Annotated in this window: 19 protein-coding genes; 2 read left to right on the forward strand and 17 right to left on the reverse strand. The window is 72.3% G+C overall.

The window, feature by feature from the left end; genetic code table 11:
• Positions 1-209: 209 nt before the first annotated feature.
• From dprA to proS, 15 genes are all read right to left on the reverse strand, one after another.
• Entirely contained in the window at positions 210-1,454 is a 1,245-nt protein-coding gene (gene dprA / locus OHA86_RS09780; protein ID WP_329174196.1) for a DNA-processing protein DprA, read from the reverse strand.
• Positions 1,454-3,094 carry a YifB family Mg chelatase-like AAA ATPase gene (locus OHA86_RS09785; RefSeq protein WP_329174198.1) on the reverse strand — a complete coding sequence of 547 codons (1,641 nt, stop codon included), beginning with the start codon at positions 3,092-3,094 and terminating at the stop codon, positions 1,454-1,456. Before OHA86_RS09785 ends, dprA begins: the two co-directional genes overlap by 1 nt.
• Positions 3,094-3,456: a YraN family protein gene (locus tag OHA86_RS09790; RefSeq protein ID WP_329174200.1), complete on the reverse strand. Its 363-nt coding sequence runs from the start codon at positions 3,454-3,456 to the stop codon at positions 3,094-3,096. Before OHA86_RS09790 ends, OHA86_RS09785 begins: the two co-directional genes overlap by 1 nt.
• Before the next feature lie 298 nt (positions 3,457-3,754).
• Complete coding sequence (locus OHA86_RS09795) at positions 3,755-4,081, reverse strand: DUF2469 domain-containing protein (protein WP_329174202.1); 327 nt, start codon at positions 4,079-4,081, stop codon at positions 3,755-3,757.
• A gap of 94 nt (positions 4,082-4,175) precedes the next feature.
• The gene (lepB, locus tag OHA86_RS09800; RefSeq protein ID WP_329174204.1) at positions 4,176-4,934 is read right to left on the reverse strand and encodes a signal peptidase I; all 759 of its coding nucleotides are present in this window, start codon (positions 4,932-4,934) and stop codon (positions 4,176-4,178) included.
• Between the two features lie 33 nt (positions 4,935-4,967).
• On the reverse strand, positions 4,968-6,089 hold the full coding sequence (gene lepB, locus OHA86_RS09805) for a signal peptidase I (protein ID WP_443071683.1): 1,122 nt from the start codon (positions 6,087-6,089) through the stop codon (positions 4,968-4,970).
• Entirely contained in the window at positions 5,986-7,197 is a 1,212-nt protein-coding gene (lepB, locus tag OHA86_RS09810) for a signal peptidase I (protein ID WP_329174208.1), read from the reverse strand. Before lepB (OHA86_RS09810) ends, lepB (OHA86_RS09805) begins: the two co-directional genes overlap by 104 nt.
• Entirely contained in the window at positions 7,190-7,909 is a 720-nt protein-coding gene (gene lepB, locus OHA86_RS09815; protein ID WP_329174210.1) for a signal peptidase I, read from the reverse strand. The genes lepB (OHA86_RS09810) and lepB (OHA86_RS09815) overlap by 8 nt, the downstream gene beginning before the upstream one ends.
• A gap of 45 nt (positions 7,910-7,954) precedes the next feature.
• Positions 7,955-8,305 carry a 50S ribosomal protein L19 gene (gene rplS, locus OHA86_RS09820; RefSeq protein ID WP_329174212.1) on the reverse strand — a complete coding sequence of 117 codons (351 nt, stop codon included), beginning with the start codon at positions 8,303-8,305 and terminating at the stop codon, positions 7,955-7,957.
• Between the two features lie 130 nt (positions 8,306-8,435).
• A complete protein-coding gene (gene trmD / locus OHA86_RS09825) occupies positions 8,436-9,257 on the reverse strand; it encodes a tRNA (guanosine(37)-N1)-methyltransferase TrmD (RefSeq protein WP_329174214.1) in 822 nt (273 codons plus the stop codon).
• Position 9,258: 1 nt separating this feature from the next.
• A complete protein-coding gene (gene rimM, locus OHA86_RS09830) occupies positions 9,259-9,840 on the reverse strand; it encodes a ribosome maturation factor RimM (protein ID WP_329174216.1) in 582 nt (193 codons plus the stop codon).
• A 133-nt stretch (positions 9,841-9,973) separates the two neighbouring features.
• The gene (locus tag OHA86_RS09835) at positions 9,974-10,213 is read right to left on the reverse strand and encodes an RNA-binding protein (protein WP_033173065.1); all 240 of its coding nucleotides are present in this window, start codon (positions 10,211-10,213) and stop codon (positions 9,974-9,976) included.
• Between the two features lie 2 nt (positions 10,214-10,215).
• Positions 10,216-10,659: a 30S ribosomal protein S16 gene (gene rpsP / locus OHA86_RS09840; RefSeq protein WP_251485458.1), complete on the reverse strand. Its 444-nt coding sequence runs from the start codon at positions 10,657-10,659 to the stop codon at positions 10,216-10,218.
• 148 nt (positions 10,660-10,807) lie between these two features.
• The gene (locus OHA86_RS09845) at positions 10,808-11,398 is read right to left on the reverse strand and encodes a hypothetical protein (protein ID WP_073500400.1); all 591 of its coding nucleotides are present in this window, start codon (positions 11,396-11,398) and stop codon (positions 10,808-10,810) included.
• A gap of 220 nt (positions 11,399-11,618) precedes the next feature.
• Positions 11,619-13,031: a proline--tRNA ligase gene (gene proS, locus OHA86_RS09850; protein WP_329174219.1), complete on the reverse strand. Its 1,413-nt coding sequence runs from the start codon at positions 13,029-13,031 to the stop codon at positions 11,619-11,621.
• 279 nt (positions 13,032-13,310) lie between these two features.
• Between proS and OHA86_RS09855 the strand changes: the two genes are divergently transcribed.
• On the forward strand, positions 13,311-14,039 hold the full coding sequence (locus OHA86_RS09855; RefSeq protein WP_443071684.1) for an SAM-dependent methyltransferase: 729 nt from the start codon (positions 13,311-13,313) through the stop codon (positions 14,037-14,039).
• Between the two features lie 107 nt (positions 14,040-14,146).
• Positions 14,147-14,650, forward strand: coding sequence for a DUF402 domain-containing protein (locus OHA86_RS09860; RefSeq protein WP_329174222.1), 504 nt, complete (start codon positions 14,147-14,149; stop codon positions 14,648-14,650).
• 13 nt (positions 14,651-14,663) lie between these two features.
• Here the strand turns inward: OHA86_RS09860 and OHA86_RS09865 are convergent, their stop codons facing one another.
• Both OHA86_RS09865 and ffh read right to left on the reverse strand, forming a co-directional pair.
• Positions 14,664-15,179, reverse strand: a complete 516-nt coding sequence (locus tag OHA86_RS09865) for a GNAT family N-acetyltransferase (RefSeq protein WP_329174224.1) — start codon at positions 15,177-15,179, stop codon at positions 14,664-14,666.
• A 36-nt stretch (positions 15,180-15,215) separates the two neighbouring features.
• The gene (ffh, locus tag OHA86_RS09870; protein ID WP_329174226.1) at positions 15,216-16,775 is read right to left on the reverse strand and encodes a signal recognition particle protein; all 1,560 of its coding nucleotides are present in this window, start codon (positions 16,773-16,775) and stop codon (positions 15,216-15,218) included.
• Between the last annotated feature and the right edge of the window lie 111 nt (positions 16,776-16,886).

Below are 16,886 nucleotides of genomic sequence, written 5' to 3' on the forward strand. Positions count from 1 at the left end.
GTCGCTCATTGCTACATCATCCGTACGGGACATGCGCAGATACGTTCCTCTACGGGTGCGTGGACGCCGGACCGGCTACGGGTCCGGCGCGGGGGCCGCCGAACGTCCGCATCGGGCCATCATCGGACGCCGCCGGGGCCCGAACTCCGCGTCCCGCGATCGCCCCAGGTCACAGGCCTGCATTGTCACCTGATGGTGTACCGGTCACGTCAACCGGTGCGCCGCGCGCGCTCGTCCCCCGTGGTACGGACCAACTGCCACCTCCCTTCGCACCGTTCGACGAAGCCGAGCGCCTGCAATTCGTAGAGCCTGCTCAGCGTGTCGTCGCAGGTGGACCCGGCGGCGTCGGCGATCTGCCGCTCGTCGGCCGCGCCCCGGCCCGGCACCGCCTCCAGCACCCGGGCCGCCGCCGGGCCGAGCAGATCGCGGGGCAGCACAGGCCCGCGCCGCTGCGGTGCCAGGTCGGCGCCGATCTCGCCGACCAGCTCGACGACTTCGGCCGCGTCGGTCACCACCGCCGCGCCCCCGCGCAGCAACTCGTGCACCCCTTCCGACAGACCGCTGGTGCACGGCCCCGGCACCCCTATGGTGACCCGGCCCATCGCCGCCGCCCGGCGGGCGGTGATCAGCGAGCCGCTGCGATAGCGGGCCTCGACCACCACCGTGCCCCGGGTCAGGGCGGCGATCACCCGGTTGCGCAGCACGAAGCGGCTCCTGGTGGGATGGTCGCCGGGCGGCAACTCGCCGACCAGCAGGCCGTATTCCGCGATCCGCCCGATCAGCTCGGCATTGCCCGGCGGATACGGCACGTCCACCCCGCTGGCCACCACCCCGATGGTGGCGCCGCCCGCGGCCAGGGCGCTGCGGTGCACCACCCCGTCCACCCCGTAAGCAGCGCCGGAGACCACCACCCAGCCCGCCTCGGCCAGCCCCGCACCGAGCCCGGCCGCCATATGGGCGCCGTAGTCCGTGCACGCCCGCGAGCCGACCACCGCGACCGACCGCAGCGCCCACAGCCGCAGTGACGGCCGCCCGCGCACCCACAGCCCGTAGGGGCGCTGCGGCCCGAGGTCATCGAGCTGCCCCGGCCAGTCGCCGTCCCCCGGGCAGACGAAGCGCGCCCCTGCCCGGTGGGCGGCGGCCAGATCGGCCACCGGGTCGGCGCGGACCGCCCGCCGGGCGTAACCCGCCGTCCGGCGCGGGCTCGCCCCCGGCAGCGCCCGCCCGCAGCGCGCGGCCGCCAGCGCCCCCTGCGCCCCGCGGTCCCGCAGCGCCCGCCCCATCACCTCGTCCCCGGGGTCGGCGATCCGGGTCAGTGCCGCTCTGGCCAGCCGTTCCTGCCACCCGCTGCGCCCGGCCGGCCCCCGAGCCGCCGGCCCGCCGTCTCCCCCGGCCTCGTAGAGCTGCCGCATCGCCTCCGCCAGGCCGGCCGGGTCCTGCGGCTCGGCCGCCATCACCGGCTCCCGGCCGTCGCGGGACCCCGGCTCACACCGGTGCGCAGTTGCAGGGCCGCCCTGACGTCCTCGGCGTCCGGGCGGGGGTGCCCGGCCAGGTCTGCCAGTGTCCAGGCGACCCGCAGCACCCGGTCGAGGCCCCGGGCGGTGAGCAGCCCGCGCTCCATGTCGCGCTCGGCCGGGTGCATCGCACCGGGGGCGACCGGCCAGCGGGTGCGCAGCTCGTGGCCGGGGATGTCGCCGTTGGCACGCCAGGGGGTGTCGGCGTACCGCACGGCGGCCCGCTCCCTGGCGTCCCGCACCCGGGCGGCGACCACGGCGGTGCTCTCCCCCGGCCCGCGGCCGATCAGCTCGGAGCGGCTGACCGCCTCGACCTCCACCCGCAGGTCCACCCGGTCGAGCAGCGGCCCCGACAGCCTGGCCTGGTAGCGCCGCACCGCCGTCGGTGAGCATTCGCAGCCCGCCCCCAGCAGTGAATGGCGCCCGCAGGGGCACGGATTCGCGGCGAGCACCAGCATGAAGCGGGCCGGCAGCCGCATCACCCCCGCCGAGCGGGCCACCACCACGTGCCCCGACTCCAGCGGCTGGCGCAGCGCTTCGAGGGATTTCACGGTGAATTCCGGCGCCTCGTCCAGAAAAAGCACTCCGCGGTGTGCGAGCGAGACCGCTCCCGGCCTGGGCAGCCCGCTGCCGCCGCCGACCAGGGACGGCATCGTGGCCGAGTGGTGCGGCGCGCAGAAGGGCGGCGCGTCCACCAGCGGGCGGCCCGCGGGGAGGATCCCGGCGACCGAGTGGACCGCGGTGACCTCCAGGGACTCCTGCCGGGTCAGCGCGGGCAGGATGCCGGGCAGCCGCTCGGCCAGCATGGTCTTGCCCGCGCCCGGCGGACCCTTGAGATAGAGGTGGTGGGCGCCGGCCGCGGCGACCTCCAGGGCGAGCCGGGCGGCGGACTGCCCCGCCACATCGGCCAGGTCGGGGCCGAGCGCCAGGCCGCCGCCCGACGCGCTGCCGCCCAGGCTGGTGGCCAGCCCCGCGCCCACTCCCCCGCCGGGCACGGTCAGCCCGGCCAGTATCGGATCGGGCCGGCCCTCGCGGCAGGGCGCCTCGTCGTCCTCCTCCGGGACCGGCTCGTCATTGAGCACCGCCACCAGCTGGCGCAGGCTGCGCACACCCAGCACCGCGACACCCGGCACCAGCGACGCCTCCGCGGTGGTGCGCTCGGGGACCACCACATGGCGGTACCCCGCGTCGGCCGCCGCGAGCACCGCGGGCAGCACGCCCCGCACCGGGCGGACCCGGCCGTCCAGGCCCAGCTCGCCGATCATCATCAGGTCGGCGATGGACTTGGGGGCGATCCGCTCGTTCGCGGCGAGCAGCGCGCAGGCCACGGCCAGGTCGAACCCCGAGCCGCCCTTCGGCACGGACGCCGGGCTCAGGCCGACGGTGAGCTTCTTCTGCGGCCAGGTCTCGCCGCTGTTCACGATCGCGGCGCGCACCCGGTCCCGGCTCTCGACCAGGCTCTTGTCGGGCAGGCCGACCAGGGTGAAGGCCGCGAGGCCGGGTTCCAGGTCGGCCTGGACCTCGACCACGACGCCCTCGACGCCGATCAGCGCGACCGAGCACGTACGGGCGAAGCCCATCACGCCACCCCCCGCACATGCTCGACCGCGGGGCCGCCGCGCTCGGGCAGGATCACCCCGATCAGGTCGATCCTGATCCCGCCCGGCGGCGCCCCGCCGTGCTCGGCCGTCCATCGCTCGGCCAGCGACCGCAGCCGGTCCAGCTTCGCCGGGGGCACCGCCTCCATCGGGTGCTGGAAGGGCCCGGCCCGCCGGGTCTTGACCTCGCAGACCACCAGGGCGTCACCCTCGGACGCCAGAATGTCGATCTCCCCGCGGCGGCCGTACCGCCAATTGCGGCCGAGCACCGTCAGGCCCGCGGCCTGCAGGGCGCGGACCGCGACCTCCTCGCCGTACCGCCCCAGCGCACCTCGTGCGTTCATGAGTACCACCTCCGTCACTCACTGTGACAGAGGTGGAAACGCTCAAGATGATCTTGCTCTCAGCCTGTGGATAACTTTCGGCGGGCCACCCGAAGCCCGCCGGGGGCGCCGCCCCGGAGTCCGACCCGAGCCCGGCCGGCGCACGGCCTCGCGCCCATCGGGCCTGCCCGGCCCCAGCCTGGCACCCACCCGCACAAACGGCGGCGCACCCCGCGCACCCGGACGCCGAGGCCCGGGGCACCCGGCGCTCCCGCCGAACCGGCCGCGAAGGCCCCACGGCCCCCGCAGGCCCGCCGCCTCAGTTATTGAAGCCCGAATCGTCCGACGGAAGGTCCAGATCCGCCTTGTTCAGCTCCTCGACATTCACGTCCTTGAACGTGAGCACCCGCACCTGCTTCACGAAGCGGGCCGGCCGGTACATGTCCCACACCCAGGCATCGGCCATCGAGACCTCGAAGAACACCTCACCCTGGACCGAGTGCACCTGCATCTCGTAGTCGTTGGTGAGGTAGAACCGCCGTTCGGTCTCGATCACGTACTTGAACAGGCCGACGACGTCGCGGTACTCCCTGTAGAGCTTCAGCTCCATCTCGGTCTCGTACTTTTCGAGGTCCTCGGCGCTCATCGTGTGTTCCCCTTCAGCCGTGCGTGCCCCCATTGTGCGTCACACGGTCTCACGACCGCGCGGAACTTCCCCGCACCTCGCACGTCCGCGCTGATCACCTGCGCCTCAGCAGTTTGGCGACCGGGTCGTAGGCCGCCCCGCCCAGGATCAGCACCACCCCGGCGGCGATCGCGATCAGCAGCAGGCCGAGCGGCCCCCGGCCCGGGGACCCGCCGCCCGGGACGACACCGAAGGCCGAGGTGCGCGACAGCAGGCCGATCCGGGACGCGGGCCAGGCCACACCGTCCACCCGGGCGCGCACGTCGCTCGCCGGGACCGAGCCGCCCTGGGCGTCGGACAGGTGGAGACGGGAGTCCTCGGAGACCGCGCGGTTGTCCCCGAGCAGGAAGAGCTGACCGGCCGGCACACGGGTGCTGAACGGGTCGATCGAGGCCGGGCCGCCGCCCTTGAGGTAGGTCTCGTCGATCGGCTTGCCGTTCACCGTCAGGCGGCCCTGGGCGTCGCAGCAGGCGACCACGTCGCCGCCGATCCCGACGACCCGCTTGACCAGCGGTTCGTCGCCCCACAGCTTGTCCTTGAAGACGACGACGTCACCGCGGTGCACCTCGGAGCCCGACACCTTCTGCGCCAGCAGCCGGTCGCCCGGCTGAACGGTGGGCACCATCGAGTCGGTCGGCACCGTGTAGGGCCGGTAGATCAGGGCGGCCCAGACCGTCGCGCCCAGGAACAGCACACAGCCGATGGCGATGGCCGCCCCGGACAGCCGGTGTCCGGTGCGGCCGGCGCCACCGGCCGTGCCACGTCCTGCGGTGCCCCCTGTGGTGCCGGTTATCGCACCGCTGCTGCTGCTCATGGACCGGAACCCTACCCGGCGGTACGCCCCAGGTCAGCAGTCTTCCGCGCTCTGCTGGACCGGCTCGGGCCTGGACAGCAGCCGCCGCCTGCGCCACAGCACCAGCGGCAGCGCGCCCGCGACGCCGGCCACCGCGGGGACGGCCGTGCCCGCGGCATTGATGCCGGGCTGCGAGAACGTACGGGGGATGGACAGCACGTCCCAGCGGTTGACCGGCCAGGCCACCACGATGGCGCGGCCGACCACGTCGCCGTTCGGGACGGTGCCGCCGCCCGGGAGCGTGGTGTGGAAGCGGGAGTCGAGCGAGTCCTGCCGGTGGTCGCCCATCACCCAGATCCGGCCCTTGGGCACGTGCACCGTGAACGGCACCTCGGGGCTGCACGCCGTGTTGCCCGGGAAGATGTACGGCTCGTCCAGCGCCTTGCCGTTGACCATCAGCGGTCCCGTGCCCTTGCACGACACCGTGTCGCCGCCGACCCCGATGACCCGCTTGATCAGGTCCTTCTCATCGGCCGAGGGCATCAGGCCGATGAAGCTCAGACCCTTTTGCAGGCCCCTGACCACCACATTGCTGCTGGGCGTGGGATTCTCCGGCAGCCAGCCGCCCGGGTCGTGGAAGACCACGACCTCGCCGCGGCTCGGCTCGGAGCCGAACCAGGGGGTGAGCTTGTCGACCAGCACCCGGTCGCCCTTGAGCAGGGTGTTGTTCATCGAGTCGGACGGGATCGAGAAGGCCTGCACCAGGAACGTCTTGATCAGCAGCGCCAGCACCAGGGCGATGCCGATCAGCAGCGGCAGTTCCTTCCAGAACGACCGCTGCTTGCGGTTGCCCGCGTGGGAGTGCCGCTCGGCGTCCTCGTCGCCGTCCGGGTCCGGCGCCGCGGGGCCCACCGGGTCGCCGGGGGCACCGCCGACCATCGCCGGAATGCCCGCGCCGGGCGCCGGGTCCCCGGCCCAGCCGCCGGGCGCCGGGGCGCGGTGCTTCGGGGCGCCGTTGGGCGACGCTCCGTGCGCCGGGGCTCCGTGCGCAGGACCGCCGCCGGCCGCCGGGTCACCTTCCGCCGGTGTCCCGCCCGCTCCACCGTCGTACGACGGCCCGGGCGCGGGCCGTCCGGGGACCGCGGCGTCTGCCGCCGATTCGTCGGCCGGGGGCACCTCGGCATCCCGCTTCTCGGGCTCGCCGGGTCCAGACCGTGCGCCGACCACCAGGTCCCCCACATCCACTCCTCACTCCAGACCGCCGCCCGCGCCGCATCCGGCGCAGGCCCGCCACTCCCATAACGAGCGGGAGTTCCGCAGGAGTCGGTAGCCGGTTCGTCCTTTGACTGTTGTTGGCCGAGCCCACCTTAGTGGGCTCGGCTGTGGCCCCCGCCGCCGCCGACTCCGGTGCCGGCACCGTGTCGAAGGCCGCGGGTTCCTTGAGCCGCTGCCAGTGACCGATCGGCCAGCCGATCACGAAAGCCCGTCCGACCACCAGACTCTCCGGGATGGTGCCGGTGCCCGGCTGGTCGGTGTGATACCGCGAGTCGGCCGAGTCCGAGCGGTGATCGCCCATGACCCACAGCCGTCCCGGCGGTACATGGACGAGGAATTTCATCATTGAGGGTGGATTGCCCGGGAACAGATAGGGCTCGTCCAGCGGCTTCCCGTTGACGAGCAGCCGGCCCTGGGCGTCGCAGCACTGCACGGTGTCGCCGCCGACCCCGATCACCCGCTTGATCAGGTCCTGCTCACCGGTGGCGGGCAGCAGCCCGATGAAGGTGAAGAACTGCTTCACCTGCTTGACGACCACCGGGTCGGGCGCGGGCGCGGGCTCGCCCTTCAGCCAGCCGCCCGGGTCCTTGAAGACGACCACGTCACCGCGGTGCGGTTCGGCGCCGAACCACGGGGTGAGCTTGTCCACCAGCACCCGGTCGCCGATCTTGATGGTCTGCTCCATCGATCCGGACGGGATCACGAACGCCTGGAGCAGGAAGGTCTTGAGCACCAGCGCGATCAGCAGCGCCACCATGACCAGCAGCGGCACTTCCCTGGCCAGCGACCGCCGCCGCTTGCGGCGGACCTTGCGGGCCAGCTTGCGCCGCTCGATCCTGGTGTTGCCGGTCAGCCGGGGCGGCTCGGGGGCGAGGTCGCCCGGGCCGTCGGCGGCGCCGCCGACGCCACTGCCCGCGCCGCCGCCCGCACCGTCCACCGGTTCGCCGGCGGGACCGAGGTCCTGGGGCTCGCCGTGGTCCGCCGGGCGCGCCTTGCCGCGGTTACCCATGCGGGCCGGCCGGGGCGGGAACGGCGGCGAAGGTCGCGGGGCGGCGCAGCCGCGTCCAGTGGCCGACCGGCCAGCCGATCCAGTCGGCGCGGCCGATCACCCGGCCGACCGGGACGGTGCCGCCGCCGGGATCGCCGAGGTGGTCGCGCGAGTCGCGCGAGTCGTCGCGATGGTCGCCCATCACCCACAGTCTTCCGTCCTGCACCACGATGTCGAACGGTACCCGGGACGGCGTGTCCCCGGGATAAAGGTAGGTCTCGTCCAGCGGGTGGCCGTTGACCATCAGCCGCCCCCGGGCGTCGCAGCAGGTGACCCGGTCGCCGCCGACGCCGATCACCCGCTTCACGAAGTCCGTGCCGCGCTGCTGCGTGAACGAGCCGTCGCCGTCGAACACGATCACGTCCCCCCGCCGCGGAGCACCGCCGAAGCGGTACGCCAGCTTGTCCACCAGCACCCGGTCCCCGATCCGCAGCGTGCCCTCCATCGAGCCGCTGGGCACCTGGAAGGGCTGCACCACGAAGGTGCTGACCAGCAGCAGCGCGGCCACACCGGCGAGCGCGACCAGGATCGTACGCCGCCACTCGGCCCACCACAGGGGCGCCGACCGCGTCAACCGCTCGCGCAGCACAACGGAACGCGACCGCTCCTCCGGCTCCGCCTCGTCGGCGGGAGAGGAACGGTCGCGTTCCGGCGATACTGCTTCGCTGTCCATCGAGGCCAGAGCTTATCCGGCCGCTCCGGGGATCGCGCCAGGCGCTCAGTTGTCGCGCTTCTCCTTGATCTTCGCGGCCTTGCCGCGCAGCTCACGGAGGTAGTACAGCTTCGCGCGGCGGACGTCGCCGCGGGTGACGACCTCGATCTTCTCGACGATCGGGGTGTGCACCGGGAAGGTGCGCTCGACACCGACCGAGAAGCTGACCTTGCGGACCGTGAAGGTCTCGCTGATGCCCGCGCCCTGGCGGCGGATGACGACGCCCTTGAACTGCTGCACACGGGAGCGGGTGCCCTCGATGACGCGCACGTGGACGTTGACGGTGTCACCGGGGCGGAAGGCCGGGATGTCGGTGCGCAGCGAGGCGCTGTTGAGGCCCTCGATCAGATTGGTCATGGTGTCTGCTTCCTCGCCGATGCCACAGGTCATCGACGGAACATGGTGATTCGTCATGGGGTTCGCCACCGGTCCCGGCGGGCGTCGTTCCCCCTGTGGCAGGGGCGCGCACCGGACGGGCAGCAGTCGCTCATTCTTCCACGGCGTAGGGGCTCGGCCCAAATCGTCCGTCCGGACCCGGCTGCCAGCCGAGGATGCTCAGCATCTCCCGGTCGCGCCGGTCGAAGACGGACGGGTCGCAACGCCGCACCAGGTCGGGCCGGTTGGCGACCGTACGCCGCAGGGCCTCGTCGCGCCGCCAGCGGGCGATCCTGCCGTGGTGGCCGCTGAGCAGCACCTCGGGGATGCCCCGGCCGCGCCACTGCGGGGGCTTGGTGAAGACCGGGCCCTCCAGCAGGTTTGCCATCGCGCCCGGCGCGAAGGAGTCGTCGCGGTGCGACTGCGCATTGCCGAGGACTCCGGGCAGCAGCCGCGCCACCGCCTCGGTGATGACCAGGACGGCCGCCTCGCCGCCGGCCAGGACGTAGTCGCCGATGGAGATCTCGTGGACCGGCATCCTGGTGCGGTATTCGGCGGTGACCCGGGTGTCGATGCCCTCGTAGCGGGCGGGCGCGAAGATCAGCCAGGGGTGCGCGGCCAATTCCGCGGCGAGCTCCTGGGTGAAGGGCCGCCCGCTCGGGGTGGGCACGACCAGCGCGGGGCGGGACGCACCCGCCTCGTAGCCCGCGGCCATGGTGTCGTCCAGCGCCTCGCCCCACGGCCCGGTCATCATGACCATGCCGGGGCCGCCGCCGTACGGGGTGTCGTCGACGGTGTTGTGCCGGTCGTGGGCCCAGTCGCGCAGGTCGTGCACCTGGACGTCCAGCCGGCCCGCCGCGCGGGCCTTGCCGACCAGCGAGACCTTCAGCGGCTCCAGATAGTCGGGGAAGATCGTGACGACGTCGATCCGCATCTCAGTCGCCGTCCACCGCGCCGCCGGCGGCTTGCCCCGCGTCGTCTTCGGGAGCCGGCTCATCGTCGGGAGCCGGCTCGTCCAGCAGCCCCGGCGGCGGGTCGATCACCGCGCGCTGCTCCTCCAGGTCGATCTCGGGCACGAATTCGGCGACGAAGGGGATCAGCACCTCGGTCTCGTCCGGCCGCCTGACGACCAGCAGGTCCTGGTACGGCAGGTGGCTGATCTCGGCGATCCGGCCGATCTCGCGGCCGTCGACGGTGACCACGTCCAGGTCGATCAGCTGATGGTCGTAGAACTCCTCCGGGTCCTCGGGAGTCTCCGCCGGGTCCACCTCGGCGATCAGCAGCGTATTGCGGAGCGCCTCGGCGCCGGTGCGGTCGCTGACGCCCTCGAAGCGCAGCATGAGGCGCCCGCTGTGCACCCGGCCCGTGGCAATGGTCAGCGGCCCGGTGGCGGCCGGGTCCGTGGCCAGGACGGCACCCGGCGCGAGCCGCAGTTCCGGCTCGTCGGTGCGCACCTCGATGCTCACCTCGCCCTTGATGCCATGGGCGCGGCCGATCCTGCCCACTACCAGCTGCATGGAGCGCTTCACCTCTCGTACGTCATGCGGTTCGTACGTCATCCGGGTCTACGGCGTACGTCATACGGCTCGGGCCGGGGGCGGCATCGCCACCCCCGGCCCGAGCCGGTGTTCTCTGCGGTACGGCCGGTGCTCAGCGCACCTGGTCGACGTCGACCAGGTCGACGCGGATACCGCGGCCGCCGAGCGCGCCCACCACCGTACGCAGCGCGCGGGCGGTACGGCCGTTGCGGCCGATCACCTTGCCGAGGTCGTCGGGATGCACCCGGACCTCCAGCACGCTGCCACGGCGCAGTGTGCGCATGTCCACCTGCACATCGTCGGGATTGTCGACGATGCCCTTCACGAGGTGCTCAAGAGCCTCCTCAAGCACGCTCAGGCCTCGGTGGACTCGGCCGCGGCCGGAGCCTCGGCGGTGTCGTCGGCCTTCTTGTCGGCCTTCTTCGCCTTCGGGGTGATCGCCTCACCCTTGGGCTCGTCGGCGCTGTCCTTGGCCGCGGCCTCGAACAGGACGCGCTTGTCGGCCTTCGGCTCGGCGACGAGCAGCGGCGCAGGGGCCTCGAGGCCCTTGTACTTCTGCCAGTCACCGGTGAGCTTGAGGATGGCGAGCACCGGCTCGGTCGGCTGGGCGCCGACGGAGAGCCAGTACTGGGCGCGGTCCGAGTCGACCTCGATGCGCGACGGGTTCTGCACCGGGTGGTACAGGCCGATCTCCTCGATGGCCCGGCCGTCACGGCGGGTACGGGAGTCGGCGACGACGATGCGGTAGTGAGGCGAACGGATCTTGCCCAGACGCTTCAGCTTGATCTTGACTGCCACGGGAGTGGGTTCTCCTGGTGTTGACGTGTTTGGGCACAGCGGACTTCCACGTGGGGTTGTGGGAGTCGTGCGCCCGATGGACGCGTCAGCCGAAGGAGAGAGGGTTCCTGCACGGCTGTCGAGTTCTCAGCTGGACATTCTGCCACACTCAGGCGGCGCCCACGACCTCCGGGATTCGGAACGGCTGCCCGCAGGCGCCGCACATGATCGGAGCCTGGGCCAGCACGGACGGCACGACGCGCACGTTGCGCCCGCAGTCGCAGACCGCCTTGACCCGCACACCGCCGCCCGACGAGCCGTGCCGTGCGGCGGGCCCGCGGAAGGAGCTCGCGGTGTCCGCGGTGGTGGCCACGGTGTGCGCCTTGAGGGCGCGCTGCAGCCGGTCGATGGTCACCCGATATCGCTTCCGGGTGTCCGGGCGCATCACCACGAGCGAGAATCCGCTGCTCGGATGCGGCTCCTCGGCATGGTCGAGGCCCATCTCGTCGGCAATGGCCAGGAAACGGCGGTTGTGGTAGCGGCCGGCGCGCGAGGTGTCACGGATGCCGCGGGCTGCGGCGATCCCGTGCACGGCCTCATGCAGAAGCCTTTCGAAGGAGAGCGCGTTTCCGCAGGCGGACGACGACTCTCCGATCAGGGACTCGGGGGCGGCCAGATCGGGCAGCTCGGGGTGGTGCCGTTGAATATCGGCCCACGCGACTGCCAGCTCGGCGGCGAGAACAGGTGGTGTCGTGCTCACGCCGTGACAACGAGCCGGGCGCTCCCGGTGTTCCGATTCCGGGCCAGCCCAATTAATTTGCACTGATCGGTCAGTTCCGGATGATGCGCCGTGGATGCGTCTGGATGCGTCTGGATGGGCACGACGCAGGGCGGGTGCGGAGGACAGTGGAGAACCCGCGCACCCGCCCCAACGACGGACGAACCTCGTATTACGTACAGCGGTTTTCGGTCAGCGGACGCTAGTACGCCCGCGCGACGATCGCGAGCGTGCCAGGAGCGTCGTCCGCGTCCGGCACCCCGCCGTCCTTGCCGACCAGGCAGCGCACGGAAACGCCCTGCTCGGCGAGCTTCGCCTCGCCCTCGGGGCCGAGGTCGGCCCACGGGATGCGGGCCCAGCCGGTGGCCGCGGCCTCGGCCGCCTCCTCCAGGGTCGCCACGTCCACAGTGCGGGATTCCCGGCGCTCACGGGACTCGCGCAGCAGCTGCGCCTGGTCCTCCTCCAGCACCGCGGGCAGCAGCTCGGCGAGGCTGTCCAGCGCGACCGGCGACTTGCCCCCGGGGATGCGCCGGGCCAGCATCGCGGTGCCGGCCTCCAGGTCGCGCGGGCCGATCTCGACCCGCACCGGCACGCCCTTGAGCTCCCAGTCGACCGCGCGGCGCCCGAACGGCGTGTCCGTACGGTCGTCGACCACGACCCGCAGCCCCGCGGCCTTGAGCCGGTCGCCGATCTCCCGCACCTTGGCCACGACCTCGTCGTCGCCCTTGATCGCCAGCACCACGACCTGCACATGGGCCAGCCGCGGCGGCACCCGCAGCCCGTTGTCGTCGCCGTGCATCATCACCAGCGCGCCGATCATGCGGGTGGTGCTGCCCCAGGAGGTCTGCCAGACGTGCTCCTGCGCGCCGTCCTTGGACAGGTACTGGGTGTGGAAGGCCTTCGCGAAATTCTGGCCCAGCTCATGGCTGGTGCCCAGCTGGAGCGCCTTGCCGTCACCCATCATGCCTTCGAGCGTGAGGGTGTTGATCGCCCCGGCGAAGCGCTCCTTGGCGGTCTTGCGGCCCAGCACCACGTCCATCGCCAGCACATTGGTCATGAAGTCGGCGTAGACCTCGCGCTGGATCCGCGAGGCGTAGTCCCGCGCGTCCTCGTAGGTGGCGTGGGCGGTGTGGCCCTCCTGCCAGAGGAATTCGGTGGTACGCAGGAAGAGCCGCGGGCGCAGCTCCCACCGGACCACGTTCGCCCACTGGTTGATCAGCAGCGGCAGGTCGCGGTAGCTCTGCACCCACTTGGAGAAATACTCGTTGATGATCGTCTCGGAGGTGGGCCGCACCACGATCGGCTCTTCCAGCTCCTTGCCGCCCGCGTGCGTGACGACGGCCAGCTCGGGCGCGAAGCCCTCGACGTGCTCGGCCTCCCGGGTCAGGTAGGACTGCGGGATGAAGAGCGGGAAGTACGCGTTCTGCGCGCCCGCTTCCTTGATCCGCAGGTCCATGTCCTGCTGCATCCGCTCCCACAGGCCGTAGCCGTACGGCCTGATGACCATGGTGCCGCGGACCGGTCCGTTGTCGGCCAGTTCGGCCTTGTTGATCAGGTCCTGGTACCAGCGCGGGAAGTCGTCCGCCTGGGGGGTGAGAACGGGAGCCTTTGCCATGCAGGCGATGGTACGTGCCGGGGCCGCCCGGGTGTGAATCGATTACGTCCCGGGGACGGGCGGCGGAACGTGCGAAAAACGGCTCCCCCGGCCCCTGGACGGCGCGGGCAAACAGCAGTTGTCTGGCTGTCGGGGACGAATGCGGCGCACATACCCACGGGGGCACATCGCGAAGCGTGGCTGATTGGGGCTTCGATGGCACCTACCCTCTATCGCGGATCCAGGCCGGCGACGGCGCACCGGGCCCGGGCACGGGACTGGGCCGAGATCCAGGAACGCATGCTCGTACCGCTCTACGACACCGTCCACGACCGGCTCGACGTCGGCCCCGGCACCCGGTTACTGGCCCTGAACTGCGGCTCGGGCCTTGCCCTGCTGCTCGCCGCGGCAAGGGGCGCGGCCGTCACCGGTTACGACGCCGACCGCGCCCGGCTGCGGCTGGCCGCGGAAAGACTCGCCGCACCACCGCATAGTGCGCCGGCGGCCGGGCTGCGCCCCGGCGCACCGGACGCCGCGGACATACGCGACGGCGGCTACAGCGTTGTCACCGCGTTCGAGCCGTCCGCCCCCGCCGACGAACTGCGGCCCGCGCTGGCCGCGATCGCCGACGCGGCCCGTCCGGGCAGCGCGGTGGTGCTGGCCGGCTGGGGGCCGCCGGAGCGCTGCTCGGCCTCCCGGGTGCTGCGCGTCGCCGCGCGGCTCGCGGAGCCACGCGGCCCCGCCGTGCCGGCGCCCCGGCTCAGCGGCAGGGACGACCTGGAGGACCTGGCCTCGGGCGCCGGGCTGCGGCCGGACGGCTCGGGGCGGGTGTCCTGCCCGTTCGGCTACCAGGACCGGGCGAGCGCCGTACGCGGCCTGCTGTCGACCGGTCTGTTCGACCCGGCGGTGGCCGCCACCGACCAGCATCAGGTGGAGAAGGAGATCACCGAGGCCCTGCACCCCTACCAGCGCCCCGACGGCACGGTCCGGATGGAGAACGTCTTCCGCTATCTGGTCGCCCGCGTCTGAGCCGCGGCGGCAGGGAGGCCCGGACGGTACGGAAACCCGGCGGAAGGAGGCCGGACGGTACGGGAAACCCGGTGGCCGCCGGGCGCGGCATCCGCGAGGGTGAGGGCATGCCCACCACCCCCCTGCCGCCCGGCGCCCCGGCGTCCGTACGCCTGGTCAAGGCCGGCCGCGAGAAGGTCAGCTACCCCGCCACCGTGGTCGCCGACGACGGCGTCCGCGTGACCGTGACCGCGCCCTGGTCGCTGCCGCATGTCCGCGACTTCGGCTTCGTACGCTTCGAGCCCGGCGACGTGTTCACCGAGCGCTACTGGCGCGACCGGTGGTATGCCGTCAAGGAGGTGTGCGACGCCCGCGGTGTGCGCAAGGGCTGGTACTGCGACATCACCCGCCCGGTGCTGGTCACGGGCGGTGTGCTGACCTCGGAGGACCTGGACCTCGACCTGTGGGTGTCGGCCGACGGCAGCGCGGTGCTGCGGCTGGACGAGGACGAGTTCGCCGACAGCGGTCTGGCGCAGCGCGACCCGGAGGCGGCCGGGCGGGCGGTGAGCGCGCTGGACGAGCTGGAGGCGCTGGCCCGCCGCGACGGCGGCCTGGCGCCGCTGCTGGACTGACGCGGGGCGCTGCCTACACTCCCGGCCACTCCTCCGCGGTCATGGCGAAGCGCTCGTGGTCGCGCCAGGCGTCGTTGATGTAGAGCATGCGCGGGGAGAAGCCCTCGTGCCGGAAGCCGAGCCGCTTGGCCATCGCGACCGAGCGGAGGTTGTCCGGCTGGACGCTGATCTCCAGCCGGTGCAGCCCGAGGCCGCGCGGCTCGGCGGCGAAGCAGCGGTCCACCACCAGCCGCAGGCCCTCGGTCATCCGCCCGGTGCCGTTGTACGGCACATAGCTGTCGTAGCCGAGCGCGGCGTTGCGGAAGCGGGCCAGCACGATGTTGGCGACGTTGCACTTGCCGACGAGGCCGCCGTCCTCGTCGTTGATGATCAGGAAGGTCCGCAGCCCGGCGCCCTGCCGCCGCAGCAGTTCGGGCAGGACGTCGGGCTCCACCGGATTCCACGGCGAAAGGTGCTCCACCGACCGCATGACCGCGTCGTGGTGGGCCTCGGCGTCCGTGGACCTGGGTTCTCTGATCGATACGCGCATGGACCCATCATCCCGCGACACGCCGGGGCGTCCGCCTCAGCCCATGAACTTCTTGAACTCGTCGGGCAGCTCGAAGTCCTGGCCGCCGGACGGCAGGCCGAACGGGCTGCCGCCCTGCCCGTCGCCCTGGACCTGCTGCTCCTCGCGGCGGGCCGCAGCCGCGGCGGCGTCCGCCTTGCGCTTCATCGGATTGCCCGACTGGCGCTTGCCCTTGGCCTGCTTCTGCTGCTTCTTCTGCCGGCCGGCGCCGCCGCCCATGCCCGGCATCCCGGGCATCCCCGGCATGCCGCCGCCCTGGGCCATCCGCGACATCATCTTGCGCGCCTCGAAGAACCGCTCCACCAGGCTCTTGACCGCGCTGACCTCGACGCCGGAACCCTTGGCGATACGCGCCCTGCGGGAGCCGTTGATCAGGTGCGGGTCGGCGCGCTCGCCCGGCGTCATCGACTTGATGATCGCCGCGGTGCGGTCCACGTCCTTCTCGTCGAGGTTGTTGATCTGGTCCTTGATCTGGCCCATGCCCGGCAGCATGCCGAGCAGCTTGGAGATCGAGCCCATCTTGCGGACCTGCTCCATCTGGGCCAGGAAGTCGTCCAGCGTGAATTCCTTGGGGCCCTTCGCCAGCTTGGCCGCCATCTTCTCGGCCTCGGCCTGGCTGAAGGTCTGCTCGGCCTTCTCGATCAGCGACAGCATGTCGCCCATGCCCAGGATGCGGGACGCCATCCGGTCCGGGTGGAACGCGTCGAAGTCGTCCAGCTTCTCGCCGTTCGACGCGAACATGATCTGCTTGCCGGTGACATGCGCGATCGACAGGGCCGCGCCGCCGCGGGCGTCGCCGTCGAGCTTGGAGAGCACCACGCCGTCGAAGCCGACGCCGTCGCGGAAGGCCTCCGCGGTGTTGACCGCGTCCTGGCCGATCATCGCGTCGACCACGAAGAGGATCTCGTCGGGGCGGGTGGCGTCGCGGATGTCCGCGGCCTGCCGCATCAGCTCCTGGTCGACGCCGAGGCGGCCCGCGGTGTCGACGATCACGATGTCGTACTGCCGGGACGTGGCGAAGTCGATGGAGTCCTTGGCGACCTTGACCGGGTCGCCGACGCCGTTGCCGGGCTCGGGCGCGTAGACCGCGACGCCCGCGCGCTCGGCGACGACGCTGAGCTGGTTGACGGCGTTCGGCCGCTGGAGGTCGCAGGCGACCAGCAGCGGGGTGTGGCCCTGGCCCTGGAGCCACTTGCCGAGCTTGCCCGCCAGAGTGGTCTTGCCCGCGCCCTGGAGGCCGGCCAGCATGATCACGGTCGGCGGCTGCTTGGCGAAGCGCAGCCGGCGGGTCTCGCCGCCGAGGATGGTGATCAGCTCGTCGTTGACGATCTTGATGACCTGCTGCGCGGGATTCAGCGCCTGGGAGACCTCGGCGCCGGCGGCGCGCTGCTTGACGTTCGCGATGAAGGCCCGCACGGCGGGCAGGGCGACGTCGGCCTCCAGCAGGGCGATCCGGATCTCGCGCGCGGTGGCGTCGATGTCCGCCTCGGACAGACGGCCTTTGCCCCGGAGGCTTTTGAAGGTGGCTGCAAGGCGGTCTGAGAGCGTATCGAACACGGTGGCTGCAGATCCTCGGGTCGGGGGGCGGACACAATCGCTTTCCAGAGTATCCGGCTCGGACGGCGAAACGTCCTCGCCCACCGGATTCGGCGGGCGAGGACGGCTCAC

This window comes from Streptomyces sp. NBC_01477, from assembly GCF_036227245.1.
Lineage (GTDB): Bacteria > Actinomycetota > Actinomycetes > Streptomycetales > Streptomycetaceae > Actinacidiphila.